The organism is Megamonas funiformis (assembly GCF_010669225.1).
Taxonomy (GTDB): Bacteria; Bacillota; Negativicutes; order Selenomonadales; family Selenomonadaceae; genus Megamonas; species Megamonas funiformis.
Window position 1 is genome coordinate 1380256 of the sequence record NZ_CP048627.1, and the last position, 19834, is coordinate 1400089.

Below are 19834 nucleotides of genomic sequence, written 5' to 3' on the forward strand. Positions count from 1 at the left end.
TTTTTCACCACCTTATACTTCTACTACATCAGCTTGAATATAATTTAAAATAAAAGGTTCTCCAATACCTGCTCCGCTTATTCGTACTTCTGGAGTTCTATATACTACTCTTCTTGTACGTCTTAAAGTTTCTAACGTTTGAATATCTTTTTTATCGTATTCAAGTTCATATAAACTTTCATAGCTATCTTCTAGTTTATCTGATGTATCTACATAGATATCTCTTAAATGTTCTATTGGTTCGTAATTATCTACAATCGGACGTGTATTATCAAATAAATAGCTACTATACATTCTAGGCAACGGTATACATATATTACCTACCAAAAAGTGGCTATTATAGCTATGTTCATATTTAAACAAAGTTACACATAGTGTTATTCGTTTTACTAAATACTCATAATTTGCCATATGTGTTTTCATTTGCACTTTAAAACGTAGTGGCTCATTATCATCATAAAAACTGTCTGCATTTAATTTACAAACAGTTTTTTCTTTTATCACATATACATCATTATTTATAGATAATACATCAACTATTACACTATTGAATTTCCTCTGAAAAAAAGCACTTGTATTGCAATCTAATACAAGTACATAACCATTTTCGCCTATACACCATACCTGGTTTAATGGTGGTACATAACGAAGCTTTGTATTACTAGGTAGGTTTGCAATCTTACTAGCAACTTTAGAACCTATATTTGTAGGTTTCATATCGCCATATTCCTGCGTAGTTTGAATACTTTGCAGGGATATATCGCTCATAATTAAAACGTTATTAATTATGTTGCAATAACTGGCAGTACCTTTACAGAATATATTTCTTCCTAATTCACTAATTCGCCAATCAGGATATTCGTTTTCAAGTCTAAATACCATACCGTTAGATTTTATGAATAAAATGTCTTTACTCATATTAACCATACCAATAATATGTCCGCCAACCTTATAACCAATTTGAGCAAATAAGCTTGCTGATGGATCATTAGTATTTTGTGTCCAGTTTGTTTCATCGCCAACACCAGAAAATAATACCTGGTCTGTATTATCAAAAACAAGTACACGACCAGAACGAATATACACACCATTACAATGCTGTGGACTTGTTTCTATTGTTTCTACATTTTCCGTTCCTTTAGCATATTGAAGCTTACCGCCACTAGCAATTAAAAGCCCATCTTCCCACATAGCAGTTATTACTTCACCATCACCAGTTAAAGTTCCAACTTCTTTTACTTCAGAAAAATCTTTTGTTTTTGTGGCTAGAATTTTATTATCTTCTGTAAATAAAATAAGTGCAGAATTTAAAATATCAAACGCTGCACTTTTAAATGTATATTCAGTTGTAGTATATAAAGTATTGGTGCCCTGCACTGTGCGAAGTAATTTAGAATTACTGTCTATTTCCATATTAACTACTTCAGATAATTCATTATCTGCTATTAGATTTTCTGTACAGGATACATTAAGACCGCCAGTAAAGTCTTGCAACATCACAGATTGTTGATTAGCATGTTTTGTAGATAATCTCATTATAAATACCCCTTAATACAATCATCATCGTTATCATTATCCCAATAACCTTTTATTTGATGTTGTGTGTCTGGATAAGCATATAACATATCTTGAACTTGACTTGTTATCATTTGAATTGTTGTCATCTCTTGTGTTGTATCAAATTCATTTGTCATAGCTAATCTTGCATTTGCATATTCAATTATTAACTTATGAAAATCATTTGGAAATGGTAATTCAGTATCTTTTTCCAATGATACTTCTTCAAATTCTGGTACATATTGAATATCGTAATTTACATTTTTGTTTGGAATGGGATAAACATTTATCCCTAAAAACCCAATCATATAATATTGTTTAACATAATTTGACGTAAGATTAAAATCACTTATACACATTCTGTTTGTAGGCAATAACCGCTTTCCGTCTATTCTAACATCTAAAATTCCAGCAATTTTATTTTTAGTAATAATTGATTTTTCATACGCATTTATTTTTCCTTGTTCTTCTATAGATAATAAATTAGGACGTATATTTTTAATAATACGCCCAACAAAATCAATCCCATCGTTTATTGCCTGTAAAATAACAATATCATCATATCCAGTTTCCTGTTCGTCATGAGCAAGAAGTCTTATTTTTTGTATTGCATTTTTTACAGTAGTCATTTAAAACACCACCATTATGCAGCATCATCAGCAGAAGAAGTAATAATGTTGATGGTTGCAAAATCTGTTTCACCCACAGTAGGTAATGTATATTTAGTTTTAGCAATACCAAGAATTTGAGAAAGTGCCACACCCCATTTATTGTTATAATCGAATGTGTCTTCGTCCCAATGCGGTTTAGCAGCACGAGCAATGACACCTGCTTGTGGACCTAACAATAAAGCATGACCAACCATAGCACTTTCTGCACCTGTTTTTGTGCGAGGACAAGTTTCTGCTTCATGAACAACAACTTTATCCCAAATACCTAATGCACCACTGAAAATAGGATTTTTAAGCCCACGAATATTAGCATCTTTTTGTGCATTAAACCATTTTTCATCTTTTTTGAGGTCGCGTGCCTGATATGGATCAATTACCATTACATAATAATTTCCACCTTCTACGTTAACAGTACGAATAATTGGGTTCGCCATTTGCGCCTTACGTTTTGCTATACCAATAATGTCTGTATTAAATACATCAGTTGTTGTAATTGCGCTTTCAGATGTTTTACCACCAGCATAAATAACGCGATTAGATGTTGGGTTAGCAGTTAATACTTTGAACAATTCTTTATCTAACCATTCAGCAATTTGTGTTTCAAGTGCAGCTTTAGCATCTTTGTAGACTTTTAATGTACTTTTTTGTTCTTCCATTCTACCAGAAGATTTAACAGCCCAACGTTTTTGGTCGATTGTAACACCAAATGCTTTATATGTTAAATCTTGTTCGTTACCTTCCAATTCATTATCCCCTGTGATTGGGTCACCATTAAGTTTTAAAAGCAAGTTAAACCATGCTTTATCACCTTTAGTTTTAGCAAGATTTTCATCTACTTGAATAATAGAATTGGCGTCTGTACCAGTGAATTTTCCAAAGAAAATATTATTCATAGCAGCCATAATTGTTTTTTCTGCCCAATACTGTTTTCGTAATTCTGTTGGTACAGGAATCGCAAAAAGTTGAATATTTACTTTGATACAATGCGGTTTTTTCTTAGTATGAGCTACTACCGCCAAAAGCTGTTTTGTGTTTGTTGTTTCCATAAAAAAACACACCTTTCTTAAAAATATATATTTATAAAAGCATACCTTTTTCAATTTGTTGTTGAATATTAGGTGGTATTTCATCAATAGCACCTCTATTTAAGGCATCTTTTATTTTATCAATTGTCCAAATATTGCCCTTGTTGGAGCCACTACCTTGAAGTTGACTAACTCTAGGCATTTTATTTTTTTTATTAATTTGTTCCTTTACTTTAGTAGTATTATCCTTAGTAGAGATATTATTATTACTATTAAAATCTGTTACACTTTTATTCCAAAAAGAACGAAGAACCATCATATCACTTGCATTACCTACACCAGCATTTACTTTTGCATAAGCTTCTCGAATAGCTGTTTGTTCATAAGGAGAATATTTTTTAAGTCCTTCATTAGTAGCGTAATTCATTATATTTTGATAGTTTTCAGTTCCTTTAATTTCATTTACAAATTTCTGCGTTTCATCAGCGGTGGCCCTAGACATGGTTTGCTGATATTGCATTCTGTTTTGCAATTCGATGTATTTATTATTAACATCTTGCATAACCATATTTCTTGCCATAGATTTTGCCTGTTCATAACGCATTTTATTTGTATCGTCATCATCGGCATATTCAAGTGCGTCAATTTCATCTTTATTTAATCCAGAAATTTTAATTACCCTTTCTTGAATTAAATTATTTATTGTTTGGGCAAGTTCAGGTGTTATCTTAAATCCCTGCATATTAGCATTTTGATTAACTGAAATACCTTGATTAAACTGCATATTATGTTGAGCAGTATTATTAATTACATTATTATTTTGTTGTTGATTATGATTATTTTTTAACGCATCTAATTCAGCCTTAGCTTTCTCATACAGAGTCTTAAAATCTTCTTGTAATTCTGTTTTATCATCGGAATTATCTTCTTTATTGTCAGGATTATTTTCTTCTGCAGAATTATCATCAGCGGTAGTTTCAATATTATTTTCTTGTGATTCAGCTTCATCATCATCATTTTGTTGATGTTCAGGTTCATTATTGATATCATCAGAATAATTTTCTTCACCATTTATACGTTTTGCATATTCTTCAAACTCACCATCTTCAATACCAAAAATATCATTAATTGCAGATAAATATTCATCATTATTTTTAGTGCTATCATTTACGTTGTTATTTGCATTATCATCATCGCCAAAAAGCTTAATATCAACATATAAATACTTAATCAATTAAATCACTCCTTGTTTTCAGATAAACAATTACTAATTACACTTTTGATATCATCTTTAACATCAACAGCATTTACCTCGTGATAAATACGTAAAGATACATCTAATAATTCACTAGAATTAGGCAGTTGTTGCCTTTTAATTTTTTCTAATGTAAAACATGCAGTGTCAATTAACTTCTGTCTTAAATCATCTATTGTTAAGGCGGGAGCAATCTTACACTGCATGTCTTTTTTTTCCTCGATATTTTTTTCTTCAATATTTTTGGATTTTGTTTTCTTTTTCTGTTCTACCACTTTAGGAATAACCACATCTCCACTAAGGTCGATGTCTACTTTCTTTTCTGGATTTCTTCTAGTCATATTTTTTTACTCCTTAATTTGTATTATTTCCGCCAATAGCTCTTTGTGCTGCTATTCTACGTTGCAAGTCGTTTAATTGCTCTTGCGTAATTTGTTGCGGATTTCCAGCGTTTGCTTGTTGCTGTACTAACGATTGTGCCTGTTGTGCTTCTTCTTGTACTGCTACTTTTGGAGCCATTGTTTTTACATAAAGTTCCATCATATATTGTGCAAGTTGTGGGTCGACTAAATTTTCTTTAGCAAGCATAGCAAGTTGTATAGGGAGTGGAACATCTTTAATATTAATAGATTTATTAGTCCTATTGTTTTGGGCTTGTACAAGCTGTAACTGCTGTTGCATTTGTGCCTGTTGTGCCTGTTGCTGTGCCTGCTGTCGCTGTTGATATCTTTGCTTGATTTCTTCTTTTCCTGGAACATCAGATAAATCAATCAACATATCAAAGACCATATCACCAGGAATACCAAGTTTAGATATGGCGTCGCAAAGTGCCCAGAATTTAGCTTCTCTAACAGTAGAACTAGCATTTATATCTGCAATTACAACATCAAATTCTCCTTGACTTAGGTCATTTAGAGTTTGCGTTATGACACCTCTTAGCGGGTCATTTATCTGTTGTTTTTGGTTTACGGTCATGAAGTTGTATGAGCCATTAGGACCTTCAATTCTATATACTTTTTCTTCTGTGTAATACTGTGGAATAATTCCTTTATGTCCACGCTTACCCCAAAGCCTATAAACAATACCCTTCTTCATACTGCGCAATGCATCGAATAATGGTATTAAATTAGTAATAGCTTGCTTTTGTTGTAGCTCAATACTTCTACCACTAGCAGAAGAATTTATATCTGTACCAAGCATTGCTTCATTTATGCCTGTAACTTCCTTCATGTCATTTGCCGATTCTTGAATAGCTTGAACAAGAGATAGTGGAGGATTAGGCGGTACAATTTCTCTCATTTTGTTTAGGTTTTTTACCTCTAATAAAGCTCCAGCTTTAGAAGCATTATGAGAAAAATTATGTTTTTGATTAGGATCCATAGCATCTTTTTCATAAATCCAGCCACTATGACTAGATTTAGAAACAATATCTATAAATTCACTTCTACGTTTATTGAGCTCTCGTTGCGGGTCTTTAGCTGCCGTAACAATACCTTGTGGCATTTTATTTTCATCATTGCGATAAACAACAAAAGGAACAAAAGGAAACTCGCCGTGTTCGTATGGACTTTCCATATCTTCCAATTTTACATCATCAAAGAATGCGCATACGCGGACCTGTGTTTTAAATCCTGTAGTTTTTCCTATTACATTTTGCTGTAAATACATCATTTCTTCCAAAGACATTTGCTGTTCATCATCGTTTGTCAATTCAAGTGTAGTGCCGTTTGCTAAATAATATATATTCCTCATTACTCTAACTTTATACCAACATTCGCATAGACGAATTTTCTTTTTATCTCGCTGGTAATAAAGTCTAGTGTTATATTCTTCCTGTTCGTTTTTGTCATACTCATCAATTTTAGCCAATATTATATCCTTATATTCTGGATATACTTCGCACAACTTATCCTTATCTATCCATTTTGCGCGTATGATATATTTACTATCTTCAAATTCGCGCTTCCTGGATTCAGGGTCTATATAAATATCAAATGGATTTACATCTTTTACAAATGCTTCACCTTCACCGTCTATTTCCTCATCATATTCGTAACCAACTTCTACCCAGCCAAGACCAGATATACAACCTTTTTCAAATGTAGCACTTTCGCAAATTTCATAATTGCTTCGGTCCATAACATATTTTGTCATGGCTTTTCGTACTTCACAAAGTTGTGCATCATCATTTGTACGAGGTAAAAAATCTATATCATTGCGATTGTTGCGCTGGTAACCACTAAGCATATTTATCATTGGACGTATTTTATTTATGGTTACAACTGGTCTACCCATTTTTTTTAGTTTTTCAACATCGCCCTCGCTCCACTGTTTACCTTCAACAAAGTCAAAACACTCATGAGCTTCTTTTCGCCAATCGTTCATGTATTCAACACTTTCGCGAAACCATTGAGTAAACTTCATGATGTCATAATCATTGCTATCTATAGAAGGTATTTTATTTTCTGCTTTCACACTATCTAAAGGGTCTGTTACCGTCCTAGCGTCTGGCATTATAGCCATCAATCATCACCCCGCTTCATTGTTTGTTTTAAAGCATTGGGGATATTGTTCACTTAAGTTTTTTAGATGTAAATATGCTGCGTCAATTAAAGCCCTAGTCTGTGGGATATCTTTTACAGTAAAAACAAAATGACCAGGACGGCAATATTTAACGTCAATATCATCTTCGCTTTTTACTTGGCTTATACAACCATTAACCGCCATAAAACAAGCGCTACTTACAGAAGCACAAACAATATCTGGCTTTCCTGGTAATGCAAAATTTGCATGACCTCTAACCATTAAACCCAATCTTCCCTTTTGCTTTTTTATAAGTTTATATTCAATCAAATTAACAACTCCTTAAAAAATTATGCTGACCAACCTGTAGAATCTGTAGGCAATCCACCATTATATTTACTTTCTTTTTGTGGTGGTAATGGTCTTTCGCTGGCGTATGGATTTTCTAAGCAGAAATAAATTATTGCGTCTGCTGCGTGGTCCTCACCTTTTGTATCGTATTTTTCTGGATCGTGTTCATCGAATGTTAGCATTGGTATCGTTCTAATAGCATGTATGCAATTACTAAAAAAATAAATTGCTGGCTTTTGATTTCCGTTTTTATCAAATGTACCTTCCAATCTACGACGAAATTCTTCTGCACCATGTTCTCTACCTTTTTTACATGGTGAAAAACGTTCCCTGTTAGCATCGTATAAAACATCATTTATCTGGTCTGCAATAGAAACAGACGTGTCATCTTTTCCAGCAACTCCAATTTTTGCCCAACATGCACTATCCAAAACAGCCTTATAAACTTCTTCATCTTTTGATTCACATTGTATTATCCTTTTAGCAACTTCCACTGTAGTTTCTCCTGTTCCGACATTAGGTTTACCGCCATATCCATATAATTCACGATATACGTAAGCATTACCGTCATAGTCAATGGCAATCCAATAGCAAGCGTAAGGCCTACTACTTCCCCAGTCCATAACACGCCACTTAGTCCAATTGGTTGGTATCTTAAACGGCTTAATAACATGCAGGCTATCTCGCCACTGTTTAAAGAATTGTCCGCCATCTATTCCCCAATCACCTAATCCAGCAACTTTGTACCTATCTGGGTCATCTCGCTTCATGCGCTCAAACATTCGCTTATCTGCTTCATCTAAAAATTCATTGCACAAGTAATTTGTTGTTATCGCTAGAATGTCAGGGTCATTAACAACATCAAAAAACCTGCGCTTAACAAAATGAGCAGAACTCCACGGATTCATAGATATTGTTATCTGTTTAAAATATCCAGGAGGAACAGCACCACGAATACTCTCGTCTACACGATTGAATGCTTCTTCGTCATCGATTTCGCTGCACTCTTCTAGCCAAACCCAACACAGAACGCCAATATCTACTGTTACAGACGTTAGTTTATATGGGTCATCTAGACCACGTAGAATTATTTTTTGGCCTGTTGGTATGTAGATTATTTCCATCGGATTAACTTTTGTTTTCCATAAACTATCTACTCCCAAGCGATGAATTGCCCATTTAAGCTGCTGGAAGCATGAGTTATACAAAGTATTACCTGTTTTGCGAACAACTAAAGTATTAGCCAAAGGATATTTCATCATACGCGTTATTATATTCAGGGCAATAGTTGCAGACTTTTTAGAAGCACGAGAACCTTTAACAACACGATAACGACCCTCAAATCGCCAAAAAGCTGTATATCCACCGCCAACAATCTTTTTTAAAGATAATTTACGAATATTGCTACTCATCTAAATCATCTACTAAGTCATCTACGAACTGAACAATCATTTGTTGTCCGCCATCAACTTCGACTTTATTACTGAATAATTGATATCTTTTAGCTAACTGGTCCGCAGCTTTTAATCTGTCTTGCAAACTCGGATCCAATCCAAATGCGTCTTTTTCTTTACCACGCATTACACGTGTATAAAATCTTAATACCTCATCTTTGTCTGCAATCAGCGCATCGTGTTTAGCTTCTGTTATTGCATCTACATATTTTTTTATCTTAGGATTTTTGAGCATTCTAGTTGCTTCTTTAAATGCTGTTTCTTTTGTACACTTATAACCAGCCTGCTCATATGCCTCTCGTTTGTTGGCAAGCTGAACAAATAATTCACAGAACGTTCGCTGTTTTTCTGTTAGTTTTAAATCCTTAGCAAGTTGTGTTAAGTTTTCATTTTCCATCACCCATCACCTCGCTGCTTGTTAGGCTGAAGCTTGCGCATTAGTTCCTTTCTGTCTAATTTAAAAAGCTCTACAAGTTGCCGTAAAAATACTGGCTCACTCGCAGAGCTTAAAATATCTTTTTTATTTTTTATGCATCTTAGTTTTAAGATGTAAAACTTTCTTTCTTTTTCTGGAGAGAAAATTTCTTGCCTAGATAAGAGCAAAATTAATCCTGTTTTCTGCTCCATAGCTTTTATAACTTTTTTTATGCTTTTTAGGTATTTTCCCATAAAAACACCTCAAATACTTAAATTTTCTCGTTTTCTTGAAAATTTTGAGCTTCTTAGAGCCGTTTTAAGCGTTTTTCTTTTAGTGGTTAATATAATTATACCTGCAAAAATAAGACACTCTTAAAACGGCTCTAATTTTTAGAATTAAATTTAGAAATAACCCAATTCGGCAAAATTCTATCCAAATCACGCTTAAACATGATGTATAAATTATAATTAAGCCAGCAACCACAGAAAAATACAGTTGGACATATAAAATATTTGTTACAGCAATAAAAAGAAAACTTAGAATTTTTCTCAATTGTTTTTTCCATCATGTGCAGCTTAATAATTTTATTTATAAATCTTGCGCATGAACGTTCGGAAATTTTAAGAAGCTTAGCGATGTGTTTAATTTGCATTGGCTTAATATTATTGCCACTGCGATATACTAACAAATTTGTATTAGCTTGTAAGTGTTTAGAAAGCTTAAACATTTTTCCAATATCTGCGTCGGTTAGTTCTTCATGCATATTGCTGGGAAAAATGCTGATACGATTTTTTTGTGATGTAAAATAATATCCCTTTTCTGCATCAAATTTATTTTTAACATAAAACTCCTTTTGCCTTACGACTTCACCTGTGGCAGTATCTATTAGACTTTGCTTAACAACAACATCTTTACCCATTAAAAATACTCCTTTCTTTTATTTGTTTTGCGCAAATGCGCAATCTTAAATTAAGTGCGCAATTTCTATGCAGATAAAAAACGTGCGCAAATAAAATACGCAAATGCGCAATCTAATTAGTTATTTTAGGGGGAAACGTTTTTTTAATGCGCAATTGTACAAATACAACCAACTTTTTTAACTGCATAAAATAACCATTTTAGCTATTAAAAATACACAATTTTAGTGTCAATAAAAAAACCGCCATAAACTCTTATAATCTAAGAGGAAATGACGGCTTTTTATGATTAAAAATGATAATGCATCTATATATAATATATAGTAAAAATGAGCAAAACAAAAAGCGTATACCAGATGATGATATACGCTTTAAATACGAAGGAATATTTTTATATATTATACACCAAAAAACACACCAGTGATTACACTAATAAAAAAAATAAAATAAAGTATTTATAAATATACTCATTGGGTACTATAATGAAATCAGCAAATGAATTTAGGAGGAATAACAATGAAAAACAAAAATTTAATTTACGCATTAGAATATATGGATCCAAACGGATACACCTACCATGACAATAAAGAATACACCTCTTTAGAAGAAGCAAAATTAGCTGCTAAATCCACTGTTTATTTAGGTTCTGTATATGTAGTAAAAAAATTGGAGCAATGTATTTACCACTAGATGCAGATCCATCTGACATAGAAACATTAACTAAAAATTTACACCAAATGATAGAGTTAATGTCATTTGAAAAGGGATTATCTTTATTAAAGCAACTTGATTTCCAGCCAATGCTAGATGTAAAAATATTCTATGATAGAGTAGAAATGCTAATAGCTTATTCTAAAGATTTAAAGACAGTTATAAAATACACATTTTATAAAGAAATTGAAGAGAAATTCTTATTAGATCCAAACATTAAGGTATCACCATATAATAAAACAAAAATATCAAACGGTGATGGGGCAGAAGATTTTTACTGGAACATTATTGACGCAAAAAATATTGAACGTGATGGTGAAACTATTACAGAATGGTTCTATTATGAACATGAAGAAAACAAATACTCATGGAAAAAATTTGATGAGGATATAGAAGCTTTAACTGCTTTTAAATTCGCTGGGCAACAACAAATTTTCAATATTATAATTCGTGATATTTTTAATGAAATAAATGACTGTGATGAAGATACAGGAATAAAAATATTAAAACATGAAATTAAAAATAACAAATGGATAAAAAACATACCATCAAAATTTTTGGATTTTAGAGTTGACAATAGCAGATTAGAATACACTTGCTATCATGGTGATGTATTTAGTGATAGTTGGGCGAATGATTGGCGTTCTGTTATTAAATTTGATTATAGAAAAAATAAATGGTTAGTTAATTGTGAATGCTTTTATTAAAGGAGAAATAAAACATGATTAAAATAATTGAAAAGCACGATTTCAAGGATAGAACTTTTAAAAAGTTATATAAAGTAAATTCATTAGAAGAATTAAAAAATTTAAAAATACGTGATGATATGAGATTTTACTATAAAGGTGTAGAGCTGGATTTAAACAATCCAGTTCTACCAGCAGAACCAACAACTCAGGATAAGTGTTGGAACGATTTAAAAAATAAAATGAATAACATGAATATATTCGAATTTGTCGAAAACATTCATATTATTTTTGAAATAAATAATTATTTTTTCCGTTTAGACGAACGTCATCATGCAAATGGTAAGGACTACATCGAAATGGTACTAGACGCTTATACAGAAGAAGCTATTGTATATGTAGTAGATAGTTGTTATAACGGTGTAATTAATGGTAATTTCAAAGTAGTCCCTGTTAGAGAATTAGAAAATGCAGAAGAAATATTGCATCGCCCAGAAAGAAGAAGAAATGAGCTAGAATATAAAGATTGGAAAAACAATATCTATGATATGATTGCTCATGATTTTAAAAACAGTCATAAGTATGAAACAGTAGCAGTGGAAGGATTACTAAAAGAACTTGCAAACAAAAATTTTCAAGATAAAATTAACATTGCCATAGATTATCTAAAATTCAATAGTAATGTCATAAAATATGTGGACTTAGGTTATGATATAAGTATTGAATTATCTATAGATGAAAAAACTGAATATTTTAGCAATGTAAACAAAATACCATATAAAGAATTAATTATTTATAAAAATATCCCAATAGATAAAATTAAAATCCATTCATTGAACTATGACATAGTAATAACTAAAGAAAATATGGAGATAAACAAAAATTCATATTCATATTCATATTAAAATAAAAGGGCAGGTTTTATACCTGCTCTTATGTTTAATAAGGAGTGATGTATATGTTTTTATATAAAGCTGAATTTGAAGATGGTAACTTCTATACGTCTGAAAACTATAATAATATTATTGATTTTATAGAAAAATACAATAAAAAAGGGCATTGGCGTATTTATGCAAATCCAATAGAATCTCATTTTGACTTAATCCATGAGTTTAATAATAAAAAACCAATAGAACAGGATTTACCAAAGAGTTTTATTAAAGACGGAATAATTATAACGTTAGAAAAAGATATTGATGATGAATATACAATTGTTATATCTGTAAACGTTAATGGTGAAAAATTTATTGATAACATGGAAGCACATATAGGTACTCCTGCAGGAAAAGAAGGCATATATTTAACAGTGTTTAAGGATAATTTTATTGGTCCTCCAGATTTAATTTATACTTGTATAAATGATTATAAAGAACTAATACAATACTTATATAAATTAGGAAAAAATAAAGAACTATTAAAAAATTATATTAAACAATAAAAAAACTACCAAAAATTTTAGCTAAAATAAAAAAGACTACCAAATAAGGTAGTCTTTTTTTACTAAAAATAAGTTTTTCCGCAGATTAACTTATCAAAAACTTGTCGCAACTAGTTTTTGTGTTCTTTTTTCTTTTTCGCGCCAGTCCCCGTAGAGATACTAGAGCTCCGCATACATATTATATCACGTTACTTTAAAATTTGTTACCATTCATTTTGGTATTTGTTACCATTTTGTTATCTAAAAATTTAAACCTACTCAAAAAATTTAAATCTATTTTAAAATTTCCCCTTATAAAATAAGGCTTTTTTTACTCTTCAAGTCTAGGCCCAGCGTTCAAAATCTCATCGGGCATTTCGCCTGCGAAACGTTTAACATTTTCAGCGAACAATCTTACTAATTTTTCAGCTTGATTTTTATATGCTTTTTTATCCATCCAAGTATTTTCTGGATTTAATACTTCACTTGGTACACCCGGGCAGCTATCTGGAATATTTAATTGGAAATATTCATGTTTAGTCCAAGTAACATCATCTAATTTACCATCTAAAGCAGCAGAAATCATAGCTCTAGTGTATTTTAATTCCATACGTTTACCAACGCCATATGGACCGCCAGTCCAACCAGTATTAACAAGATATACGCTAGTATTATATTGATTAATTTTTTCACCTAATAATCTAGCATATTGTAATGGTGGTAATGGGAAGAATGGTTCACCAAAACCAATGGAGAATGTTGCTTGTGGTTCTGTAATACCACGTTCAGTACCAGCAACTTTACTTGTATAACCGGATAAGAAGTGATACATAGCTTGTTCTTTAGTGAGTTTTGCAATAGGAGGTAATACACCAAAAGCATCTGCAGTTAAGAAGATAATTGCATTTGGATGACCTGCCATACTTGGTACGATGGCATTTGTAATATTTTCTATTGGATAAGCTGTACGCGTATTTTGTGTAAATCTAGCATCAAAGAAATCTGGTTCACGAGTATATGGATTGATATAAACATTTTCCAAAACAGTTCCATATTGAATTGCATTATAAATTTCTGGTTCACTTTCAGGTGTAATTTTTATAGTTTTTGCATAGCAACCACCTTCAACATTGAAGATACCATGTTCACTCCAACCATGTTCATCATCACCGATTAAAGAACGATTAGGGTCAGCAGATAAAGTTGTTTTACCTGTACCACTTAAACCAAAGAATAATGCAGAATTTCCATCTTTACCTACATTTGCAGAGCAGTGCATGGATAAAACACCACGTTGAGGAAGAATGAAGTTCATAACAGAGAAAATAGCTTTTTTCATTTCACCTGCATAAGCACCGCCACCGATTAATACCATTTTTTTGCTGAAATTAACAATAATAAAAGTTTCAGAATGTGTACCATCTTCAATTGGATTAGCTTTTACACTAGGCATACAAATAAGTGTAAATTCAGCAGGTGTAGTGAGTTTAGTTTTTGGTCTAATGAATAATTGTTTTAAGAATAAATGATGCCAAGCATGCTCATTAATGCATTTTATTTGTAATTTGTATGCAGGGTCTGCACCAACTAAAGCATCCGTTACAAATAATTGATGGTCTTTAGCATAATCTTTCATTTTTTCATAAAGACGATTAAATGTATTTTCCGAACATGGTTGATTTGTATTTGACCAATGTATTAAATCATGAATGTCTGGAGTATCAACAATAAATCTATCTTTAGGTGAACGACCTGTATGTTTACCAGTAGTTACACAAATCGCACCTTTATCAGATAAACGTCCTTCATGATTTCTAACCGCTTCTTCAAGTAATTCAGGAATTGTTGCGTCATAAGTTATTCTTCTTGCTACAGATAAGAAATCTTGGCTAGAATAGTTATTCATCATTGTAATCAACCTCTCTTTTATCTATGTTAATTTTTCATAGTATTTATTACTTTGATTTACCATATGAATATATAATTCTATAAAAAATTTATTATTCCTTTAAATTTCTAAAAATTTTATATATTTTTTATACATTTTTTACATAATAGATAAAACTTATGGCAAAAAACATTTGTAATAAATAAAATATTGGATATATGCTATTTTTATGCTATAATATCTATGTGTTAATTAATAAAATTTATTATACATAAGATATTTTCAATAGGAGGATTATATGGAACTTAAACAACTAGAATACTTTCAAATGACTAGCCGTTTGAAAAATATTACTAGAGCAGCCAAACGGCTTTCTGTTTCTCAACCAAATATTACAGTTGCTATAAAAAAATTAGAAGCAGAACTTGGCATACAACTTTTTGAACGTAGCCAAAAACAATTATCACTCACACCAGAAGGAGCTGTATTTTTAAATCGCATTGAACTTGCTTTGCGTAATATTCAAGATGCCGTTTTAGAAGTTAATGACTATAAACAACTTCAAAAAGGCACTATCAAAATTGGTATTCCTTCTATGATCGGAGCATATCTTTTCCCCAAAATTTTCTCTGGTTTCCAGAAAAAATTCGCTCATTTAGATATTTATCTTTATGAAAAAGGCTCTATGTCTATTCGTGAATCCTTAGAACGTGATGAATTAGATTTTGGTATTGTCATCATCTCCAATGCTTCTCCTAGTTTACAGTTATTGCCAATGTCTACTAACCAAGTAGTAGCTTGTGTTCCTGAAGATAGCCCACTTGCTCAAAAAGATTCTTTATCTTGGAGCGATGTAAGCAATATTGATTTAATTATGTTAAAAGAAGGTTCTTTTATCCGTAATTTAATTCAACAAAAACTCAAAGAACACAATATTCAACCAAATATTATCTTAGAATCAAACCAAATCGAAACGATAAAAGGTCTTATCTCCAGTAATGTTGGTATGGCATTCCTCTTAGACTTCGTAGTTCAAGATACACCACATATTAAAACATTACCAATAGAAGACCCTATATTTGTAGATGTTGGACTTGCATGGAAAAAAGATAGATATATCTCCAAAGCTGCTCAATCTTTTATCAATTTCTGTCAAGATACATTAAATAAATAATTTATAAAATTAAAGCCATCAGTTTATTTAATTTTGCTGATGGCTTTTTATTTTTATTGATAACAAAAAGGATAATCCACTTATTTTAGGATTATCCTTTTTATATTTTTTATAGCTTATTTAATGATATTTCAACGATGAGCCAATAAAGTTTGTTTTAATTTATCTTCAATTTGTACAAGTTCAGCTTCTGCTAATTTACGACGTTCACGTCCATCTTTTTGAATTTTAATAGTTTCTTCAATAGTAGAAATCAAATCTTCATTTACTTTTTTTACAGTTTCGATATCTACAATTCCACGTTCTGTTTCACGTGCTGTCTCTATTGTATTTTGTTTCAACATTTCAGCATTACGTCGTAATAATTCATTTGTAGTATCTGTTACTTCACGTTGCATCTGTAAAACTTTTTGCTGTCTAGATAAACCAAGCGCAATTACAATCTGACTTTTCCATAATGGAATAGTATTATAAATAGCACTTTGTACCTTGTCAACTAAAACTTTATCATTATTTTGAATAAGGCGTATCTGTGGTGCTGTCTGTATAGCTATTGTTTTACTCAATTTCAAATCATGAACTTTTTTCTCAAAACGGCTGACAGCATTTTCAAAATCACTGACTACTTGCACTGCCATTTGATTTTGAGAATTTACAGCTTCCATGCGTAATTTAGGAATAGTATGCTGTTGCAATTCTAAGATTTTTTCTTCGCCAGCTTTAATATATAACTGCAATTCTTTAAAATACTCTAAATTTCGTTGATACATAGTATCAAACATCACAATATCTTTCATCATGCTCATGCGGGCTTTATCTAATTCGCCTTGTATCTTATCAATCTGTACAGATAATTTATCATATTCTGCCATCATACTTTTAGCACTGCCAACTAATGAACCTAAAATAGGTATTTTCTTTATAAATCCGCCACTGTTTTTACTATCTACATCAAAACCTTTTACTTTTACTACTAAATTGCTTAATAAATCGCCAACATGCCCACTATCTTTACTGCGAATATTATTCAAAATACTATCTGAAAACTCCGCTATATTTCGTTGTGCATTTATGCCATATTGTACAGAAGTCTGTGAATTCGTCAAATCTATATTTTCTTTTATTTCATCAATACGCTTTCTATCTTCCGGTGAAATCAATTCTGTTTGCTTTGTAACCTGCTCAATCTCTTCTTTTTTTGTCATTACTTGCCAATTTTGAGCATCAGCATTATTGTCCATTGTCTGTGTTTTTGCTTTGATTAAATCATCTAAACTAATATCTGCCATAAGTTTCACCCTCTATTCATATTATCGAAAAATTTGCGATAAAAATCATCTTTATCCATAAATAAATAGCGTATACCTTCTATAAATCCCGCAATAAAAGGTATGCCTGTCCATGAAAATAATAAATAAAAAATTCCCATAAAAGTTTTGCCTAAATAAAATTTATGTGCGCCAAAACCACCAAATAAAATTCCTAGACCTCCAGCAATTAATTTTTTACGCAAAACTTCATCACTATCAAAAAATCTTTCTGGTAAATGCTTTAATTGCCAACGCATTCTTTGCATAGGTTTATCATGCATACAATTTTTACGTCTATAGCTAAAGCCAGATTTTATCTCTTGAGTGCGGTCTTGCTTTTTCACATCAAAACCATCTGCTTTTATTGTATTTTCCATAACCTTTAATTCCGCGTCCATATCTAATAACTGGTCATTTATCAATTTTTCAAATTGCTCTGTATAAGCATTACTCAATCCATATAAAGTATTTTTTGTTCTTTCCTTTATATCATTTACACTATCTGTATTTAACTGCGTATTTTCTATTTCTACATACTTTTCAATTAAACCAGCCACAGTATCTTGATAATAATCGATAAATCTTCTAGCTAAAGTAATTTTTTCTGGATGTTTTTGTAGATATTGTAAAATATTCAAAGATACCTTTTGCATGTCTTGCACATGCATTTTTAATTCACTATCTCTGATATATTTCAATGAGCCTTTTATATAATTATAATCCTCTAACGCTTTTTGATAACTTTCCTGCAATAATTTACTATTTTCACTATCATCTAAATCTAAACTAATCTGCTTTTTCTTATTTGGTTTAAATGTCAAAAAGACGCCTACACCTAAAGCTACTGCTCCTATCAAATTTACAATATCACTAAAATGTGTTATCATATCAAACCCAATAAAAGCCAAAATAGTCGTTATAACTGCTAAAAACATAATAAAACTAAACATAATTTTTATTCTCCTATATTTTATTATACTTATTAAATTCTAATAAACCCTTTTAAAATCCTGCACTACAAAAATAATTATACAAAATTTACACTGATTATGCTTGTATATCATATTAAAATTGTATTAAAATAAAATTAAAATTTTTCTTGATTTCTATTTTCTGAAACAAAACTATACTTAGGAGGCTTTTATTATGACAAATATAAATAATGTATTACTAGAAATGATTAATTATTATCAGGGCGACCCTAAACGCATTCAACATTTTCTCAAAGTACATAGCTTTGCAAAATTCATAGCAGAACAAGAAAACTTGCCTTCAGATAAATTATATATTTTAGAAATCGCTGGTTTAATGCATGATATCGGCATAAAAATTGCTGAACAAAAATACAACAGTAGCAATGGCAAATATCAAGAATTAGAAGGCCCTGCTCCTGCTAGAGAAATACTTGAAAAACTCCAAGTAGATACTGCTGTAATAGATAGAGTATGTTTCTTGATTGCCCATCATCATACTTATAATAATATTGACGATTTAGATTACCAAATCCTAATAGAAGCAGATTTCTTAGTAAATCTTTATGAAGATAATTGCCCAAAACAAGCTATAGAAAATGCATTAAACAGAATTTTTAAAACTAAAACCGGCATTAATTTATGTAAAACTATTTTCGATGTCTAATTTTCTTTGAATAGTATCCTAGTAAACATTTTATATAATGAAATCTTTCAATAAATATTACTAAGATAAAAATATAAAATACTCTACAACATCAATTTATAAAACAACAAAACCGTTGGTAAGAATACCAACGGTTTTATTCATAATGCGTCCACATACGAATTATACGTATAACTTTTTCATCTTCTAATACTTCATATACTAATCTATGTTGAATATTAATTCTTCTAGAATAGTATCCCATTAGATCTCCTAACAGTTTTTCATATGGTGGTGGATTTTGAAAAGGATCTTCCTTTATTAAATCAATTAATAATTTAGCTTTTTTATCTAATCCACTTGCTTTTAGCTTTGGAATGTCTTTTAATGCTTTTTTATAATATTCTATCTTATACAATTACCATTCAACCTCATCTTCTGAAACAAAATCTTCATTAGATGCAGTTTTAGCTTTTAATAAATCTTCTCGCACATTAGGTATAGAAGATAAATACATTGTTTCCATAAGATTTTTATAATCATCCGCACTAATTAATACCACATCGCCATCTTTAGTATTAATTGTTGCTACTTGATTATATTTAGCAACTTGTTCTAAAGTATTATAAAGATTCTTTCTAAAATTTGAAGCATTAGCTGTAATCATTATAATCACCTCAAATATAGTATATCGTACTTATTAACGTACGTCAAAATATATTTGAAGCGATTATAATATATAGCATATCAAAATCTATATTCTTAAAAATTAAAAAGAGAAAATATATTCATTATAATTTGAGCACATGGGCACAAAATGGGCACAATTATAAAAATAAAAACTCATGGATTAAAATACC

22 protein-coding genes are annotated in these 19834 nt (G+C 30.9%); 6 read left to right on the top strand and 16 right to left on the bottom strand.

Translation table 11 applies throughout. From position 1 onward, the window contains the following. Window positions 1–12: 12 nt before the first annotated feature. The 11 genes from GXM21_RS07000 to GXM21_RS07050 form a co-directional block, all read right to left on the bottom strand. Complete coding sequence (locus tag GXM21_RS07000) at window positions 13–1536, bottom strand: hypothetical protein (RefSeq protein ID WP_008537737.1); 1524 nt, start codon at window positions 1534–1536, stop codon at window positions 13–15. Further along, entirely contained in the window at window positions 1536–2186 is a 651-nt protein-coding gene (locus tag GXM21_RS07005) for a hypothetical protein (RefSeq protein WP_008537736.1), read from the bottom strand. The genes GXM21_RS07000 and GXM21_RS07005 overlap by 1 nt, the downstream gene beginning before the upstream one ends. 14 nt (window positions 2187–2200) lie before the next feature. Beyond that, a complete protein-coding gene (locus GXM21_RS07010; protein ID WP_008537735.1) occupies window positions 2201–3274 on the bottom strand; it encodes a N4-gp56 family major capsid protein in 1074 nt (357 codons plus the stop codon). Between the two features lie 31 nt (window positions 3275–3305). Continuing rightward, window positions 3306–4487 carry a hypothetical protein gene (locus tag GXM21_RS07015; RefSeq protein WP_008537734.1) on the bottom strand — a complete coding sequence of 394 codons (1182 nt, stop codon included), beginning with the start codon at window positions 4485–4487 and terminating at the stop codon, window positions 3306–3308. 5 nt (window positions 4488–4492) lie between these two features. After that, the gene (locus GXM21_RS07020; protein WP_008537733.1) at window positions 4493–4849 is read right to left on the bottom strand and encodes a hypothetical protein; all 357 of its coding nucleotides are present in this window, start codon (window positions 4847–4849) and stop codon (window positions 4493–4495) included. A gap of 13 nt (window positions 4850–4862) precedes the next feature. After that, window positions 4863–7031: a portal protein gene (locus tag GXM21_RS07025; RefSeq protein ID WP_008537732.1), complete on the bottom strand. Its 2169-nt coding sequence runs from the start codon at window positions 7029–7031 to the stop codon at window positions 4863–4865. A gap of 6 nt (window positions 7032–7037) precedes the next feature. Beyond that, entirely contained in the window at window positions 7038–7361 is a 324-nt protein-coding gene (locus GXM21_RS07030) for a ribosomal-processing cysteine protease Prp (protein ID WP_008537730.1), read from the bottom strand. A gap of 20 nt (window positions 7362–7381) precedes the next feature. Then, entirely contained in the window at window positions 7382–8794 is a 1413-nt protein-coding gene (locus tag GXM21_RS07035; protein ID WP_008537729.1) for a PBSX family phage terminase large subunit, read from the bottom strand. Beyond that, on the bottom strand, window positions 8787–9233 hold the full coding sequence (locus GXM21_RS07040) for a terminase small subunit (RefSeq protein ID WP_008537728.1): 447 nt from the start codon (window positions 9231–9233) through the stop codon (window positions 8787–8789). Before GXM21_RS07040 ends, GXM21_RS07035 begins: the two co-directional genes overlap by 8 nt. After that, window positions 9233–9505, bottom strand: coding sequence for a hypothetical protein (locus tag GXM21_RS07045; RefSeq protein ID WP_008537727.1), 273 nt, complete (start codon window positions 9503–9505; stop codon window positions 9233–9235). The genes GXM21_RS07040 and GXM21_RS07045 overlap by 1 nt, the downstream gene beginning before the upstream one ends. Window positions 9506–9636: 131 nt before the next feature. Then, complete coding sequence (locus tag GXM21_RS07050) at window positions 9637–10173, bottom strand: hypothetical protein (protein WP_008537726.1); 537 nt, start codon at window positions 10171–10173, stop codon at window positions 9637–9639. A gap of 514 nt (window positions 10174–10687) precedes the next feature. Here GXM21_RS07050 and GXM21_RS07055 point away from each other — a divergent pair. From GXM21_RS07055 to GXM21_RS07070, 4 genes are read left to right on the top strand one after another with little or no spacing between them, the layout of a single operon-like run. After that, window positions 10688–10861 (top strand): hypothetical protein, encoded by a 174-nt coding sequence (locus GXM21_RS07055; protein ID WP_008537725.1) that lies wholly within the window; start codon window positions 10688–10690, stop codon window positions 10859–10861. A gap of 59 nt (window positions 10862–10920) precedes the next feature. Continuing rightward, window positions 10921–11589: a hypothetical protein gene (locus GXM21_RS07060; RefSeq protein ID WP_154645544.1), complete on the top strand. Its 669-nt coding sequence runs from the start codon at window positions 10921–10923 to the stop codon at window positions 11587–11589. Window positions 11590–11603: 14 nt separating this feature from the next. Next, a complete protein-coding gene (locus GXM21_RS07065) occupies window positions 11604–12473 on the top strand; it encodes a hypothetical protein (RefSeq protein WP_008537723.1) in 870 nt (289 codons plus the stop codon). A gap of 53 nt (window positions 12474–12526) precedes the next feature. Next, entirely contained in the window at window positions 12527–13006 is a 480-nt protein-coding gene (locus GXM21_RS07070) for a hypothetical protein (RefSeq protein WP_008537721.1), read from the top strand. Window positions 13007–13316: 310 nt separating this feature from the next. Here the strand turns inward: GXM21_RS07070 and pckA are convergent, their stop codons facing one another. Further along, the gene (pckA, locus tag GXM21_RS07075; protein WP_008537720.1) at window positions 13317–14894 is read right to left on the bottom strand and encodes a phosphoenolpyruvate carboxykinase (ATP); all 1578 of its coding nucleotides are present in this window, start codon (window positions 14892–14894) and stop codon (window positions 13317–13319) included. Between the two features lie 277 nt (window positions 14895–15171). Here pckA and GXM21_RS07080 point away from each other — a divergent pair, with 277 nt between their 5' ends. Beyond that, window positions 15172–16047 (top strand): LysR family transcriptional regulator, encoded by an 876-nt coding sequence (locus GXM21_RS07080; protein WP_008537719.1) that lies wholly within the window; start codon window positions 15172–15174, stop codon window positions 16045–16047. 131 nt (window positions 16048–16178) lie between these two features. On the opposite strand, the gene GXM21_RS07085 is transcribed toward GXM21_RS07080, so the two are convergent. Both GXM21_RS07085 and GXM21_RS07090 read right to left on the bottom strand, forming a co-directional pair. Then, window positions 16179–17336, bottom strand: a complete 1158-nt coding sequence (locus GXM21_RS07085) for a toxic anion resistance protein (RefSeq protein ID WP_008537718.1) — start codon at window positions 17334–17336, stop codon at window positions 16179–16181. 5 nt (window positions 17337–17341) lie between these two features. Beyond that, window positions 17342–18307 carry a 5-bromo-4-chloroindolyl phosphate hydrolysis family protein gene (locus GXM21_RS07090; RefSeq protein WP_008537717.1) on the bottom strand — a complete coding sequence of 322 codons (966 nt, stop codon included), beginning with the start codon at window positions 18305–18307 and terminating at the stop codon, window positions 17342–17344. Window positions 18308–18503: 196 nt separating this feature from the next. On the opposite strand from GXM21_RS07090, the gene GXM21_RS07095 reads away from it, so the two are divergent. Beyond that, window positions 18504–18995: an HD domain-containing protein gene (locus GXM21_RS07095; protein WP_008537716.1), complete on the top strand. Its 492-nt coding sequence runs from the start codon at window positions 18504–18506 to the stop codon at window positions 18993–18995. A gap of 136 nt (window positions 18996–19131) precedes the next feature. Here the strand turns inward: GXM21_RS07095 and GXM21_RS07100 are convergent, their stop codons facing one another. Together GXM21_RS07100 and GXM21_RS07105 are read right to left on the bottom strand one after the other, a co-directional pair. Then, window positions 19132–19392 carry a Txe/YoeB family addiction module toxin gene (locus GXM21_RS07100; protein ID WP_008537715.1) on the bottom strand — a complete coding sequence of 87 codons (261 nt, stop codon included), beginning with the start codon at window positions 19390–19392 and terminating at the stop codon, window positions 19132–19134. Beyond that, the gene (locus tag GXM21_RS07105) at window positions 19393–19641 is read right to left on the bottom strand and encodes a type II toxin-antitoxin system Phd/YefM family antitoxin (RefSeq protein WP_008537714.1); all 249 of its coding nucleotides are present in this window, start codon (window positions 19639–19641) and stop codon (window positions 19393–19395) included. Between the last annotated feature and the right edge of the window lie 193 nt (window positions 19642–19834).

Bases quoted from the DNA above. Each gene is read 5' to 3' on its own strand.
- GXM21_RS07000 (WP_008537737.1), bottom strand. From the start codon at position 1,536: ATGAGATTATCTACAAAACATGCTAATCAACAATCTGTGATGTTGCAA.
- GXM21_RS07005 (WP_008537736.1), bottom strand. From the start codon at position 2,186: ATGACTACTGTAAAAAATGCAATACAAAAAATAAGACTTCTTGCTCAT.
- GXM21_RS07010 (WP_008537735.1), bottom strand. From the start codon at position 3,274: ATGGAAACAACAAACACAAAACAGCTTTTGGCGGTAGTAGCTCATACT.
- GXM21_RS07020 (WP_008537733.1), bottom strand. From the start codon at position 4,849: ATGACTAGAAGAAATCCAGAAAAGAAAGTAGACATCGACCTTAGTGGA.
- GXM21_RS07025 (WP_008537732.1), bottom strand. From the start codon at position 7,031: ATGGCTATAATGCCAGACGCTAGGACGGTAACAGACCCTTTAGATAGT.
- GXM21_RS07035 (WP_008537729.1), bottom strand. From the start codon at position 8,794: ATGAGTAGCAATATTCGTAAATTATCTTTAAAAAAGATTGTTGGCGGT.
- GXM21_RS07040 (WP_008537728.1), bottom strand. From the start codon at position 9,233: ATGGAAAATGAAAACTTAACACAACTTGCTAAGGATTTAAAACTAACA.
- GXM21_RS07045 (WP_008537727.1), bottom strand. From the start codon at position 9,505: ATGGGAAAATACCTAAAAAGCATAAAAAAAGTTATAAAAGCTATGGAG.
- GXM21_RS07050 (WP_008537726.1), bottom strand. From the start codon at position 10,173: ATGGGTAAAGATGTTGTTGTTAAGCAAAGTCTAATAGATACTGCCACA.
- GXM21_RS07055 (WP_008537725.1), top strand. From the start codon at position 10,688: ATGAAAAACAAAAATTTAATTTACGCATTAGAATATATGGATCCAAAC.
- GXM21_RS07060 (WP_154645544.1), top strand. From the start codon at position 10,921: ATGTCATTTGAAAAGGGATTATCTTTATTAAAGCAACTTGATTTCCAG.
- GXM21_RS07065 (WP_008537723.1), top strand. From the start codon at position 11,604: ATGATTAAAATAATTGAAAAGCACGATTTCAAGGATAGAACTTTTAAA.
- GXM21_RS07070 (WP_008537721.1), top strand. From the start codon at position 12,527: ATGTTTTTATATAAAGCTGAATTTGAAGATGGTAACTTCTATACGTCT.
- pckA (WP_008537720.1), bottom strand. From the start codon at position 14,894: ATGATGAATAACTATTCTAGCCAAGATTTCTTATCTGTAGCAAGAAGA.
- GXM21_RS07080 (WP_008537719.1), top strand. From the start codon at position 15,172: ATGGAACTTAAACAACTAGAATACTTTCAAATGACTAGCCGTTTGAAA.
- GXM21_RS07085 (WP_008537718.1), bottom strand. From the start codon at position 17,336: ATGGCAGATATTAGTTTAGATGATTTAATCAAAGCAAAAACACAGACA.
- GXM21_RS07090 (WP_008537717.1), bottom strand. From the start codon at position 18,307: ATGTTTAGTTTTATTATGTTTTTAGCAGTTATAACGACTATTTTGGCT.
- GXM21_RS07095 (WP_008537716.1), top strand. From the start codon at position 18,504: ATGACAAATATAAATAATGTATTACTAGAAATGATTAATTATTATCAG.
- GXM21_RS07105 (WP_008537714.1), bottom strand. From the start codon at position 19,641: ATGATTACAGCTAATGCTTCAAATTTTAGAAAGAATCTTTATAATACT.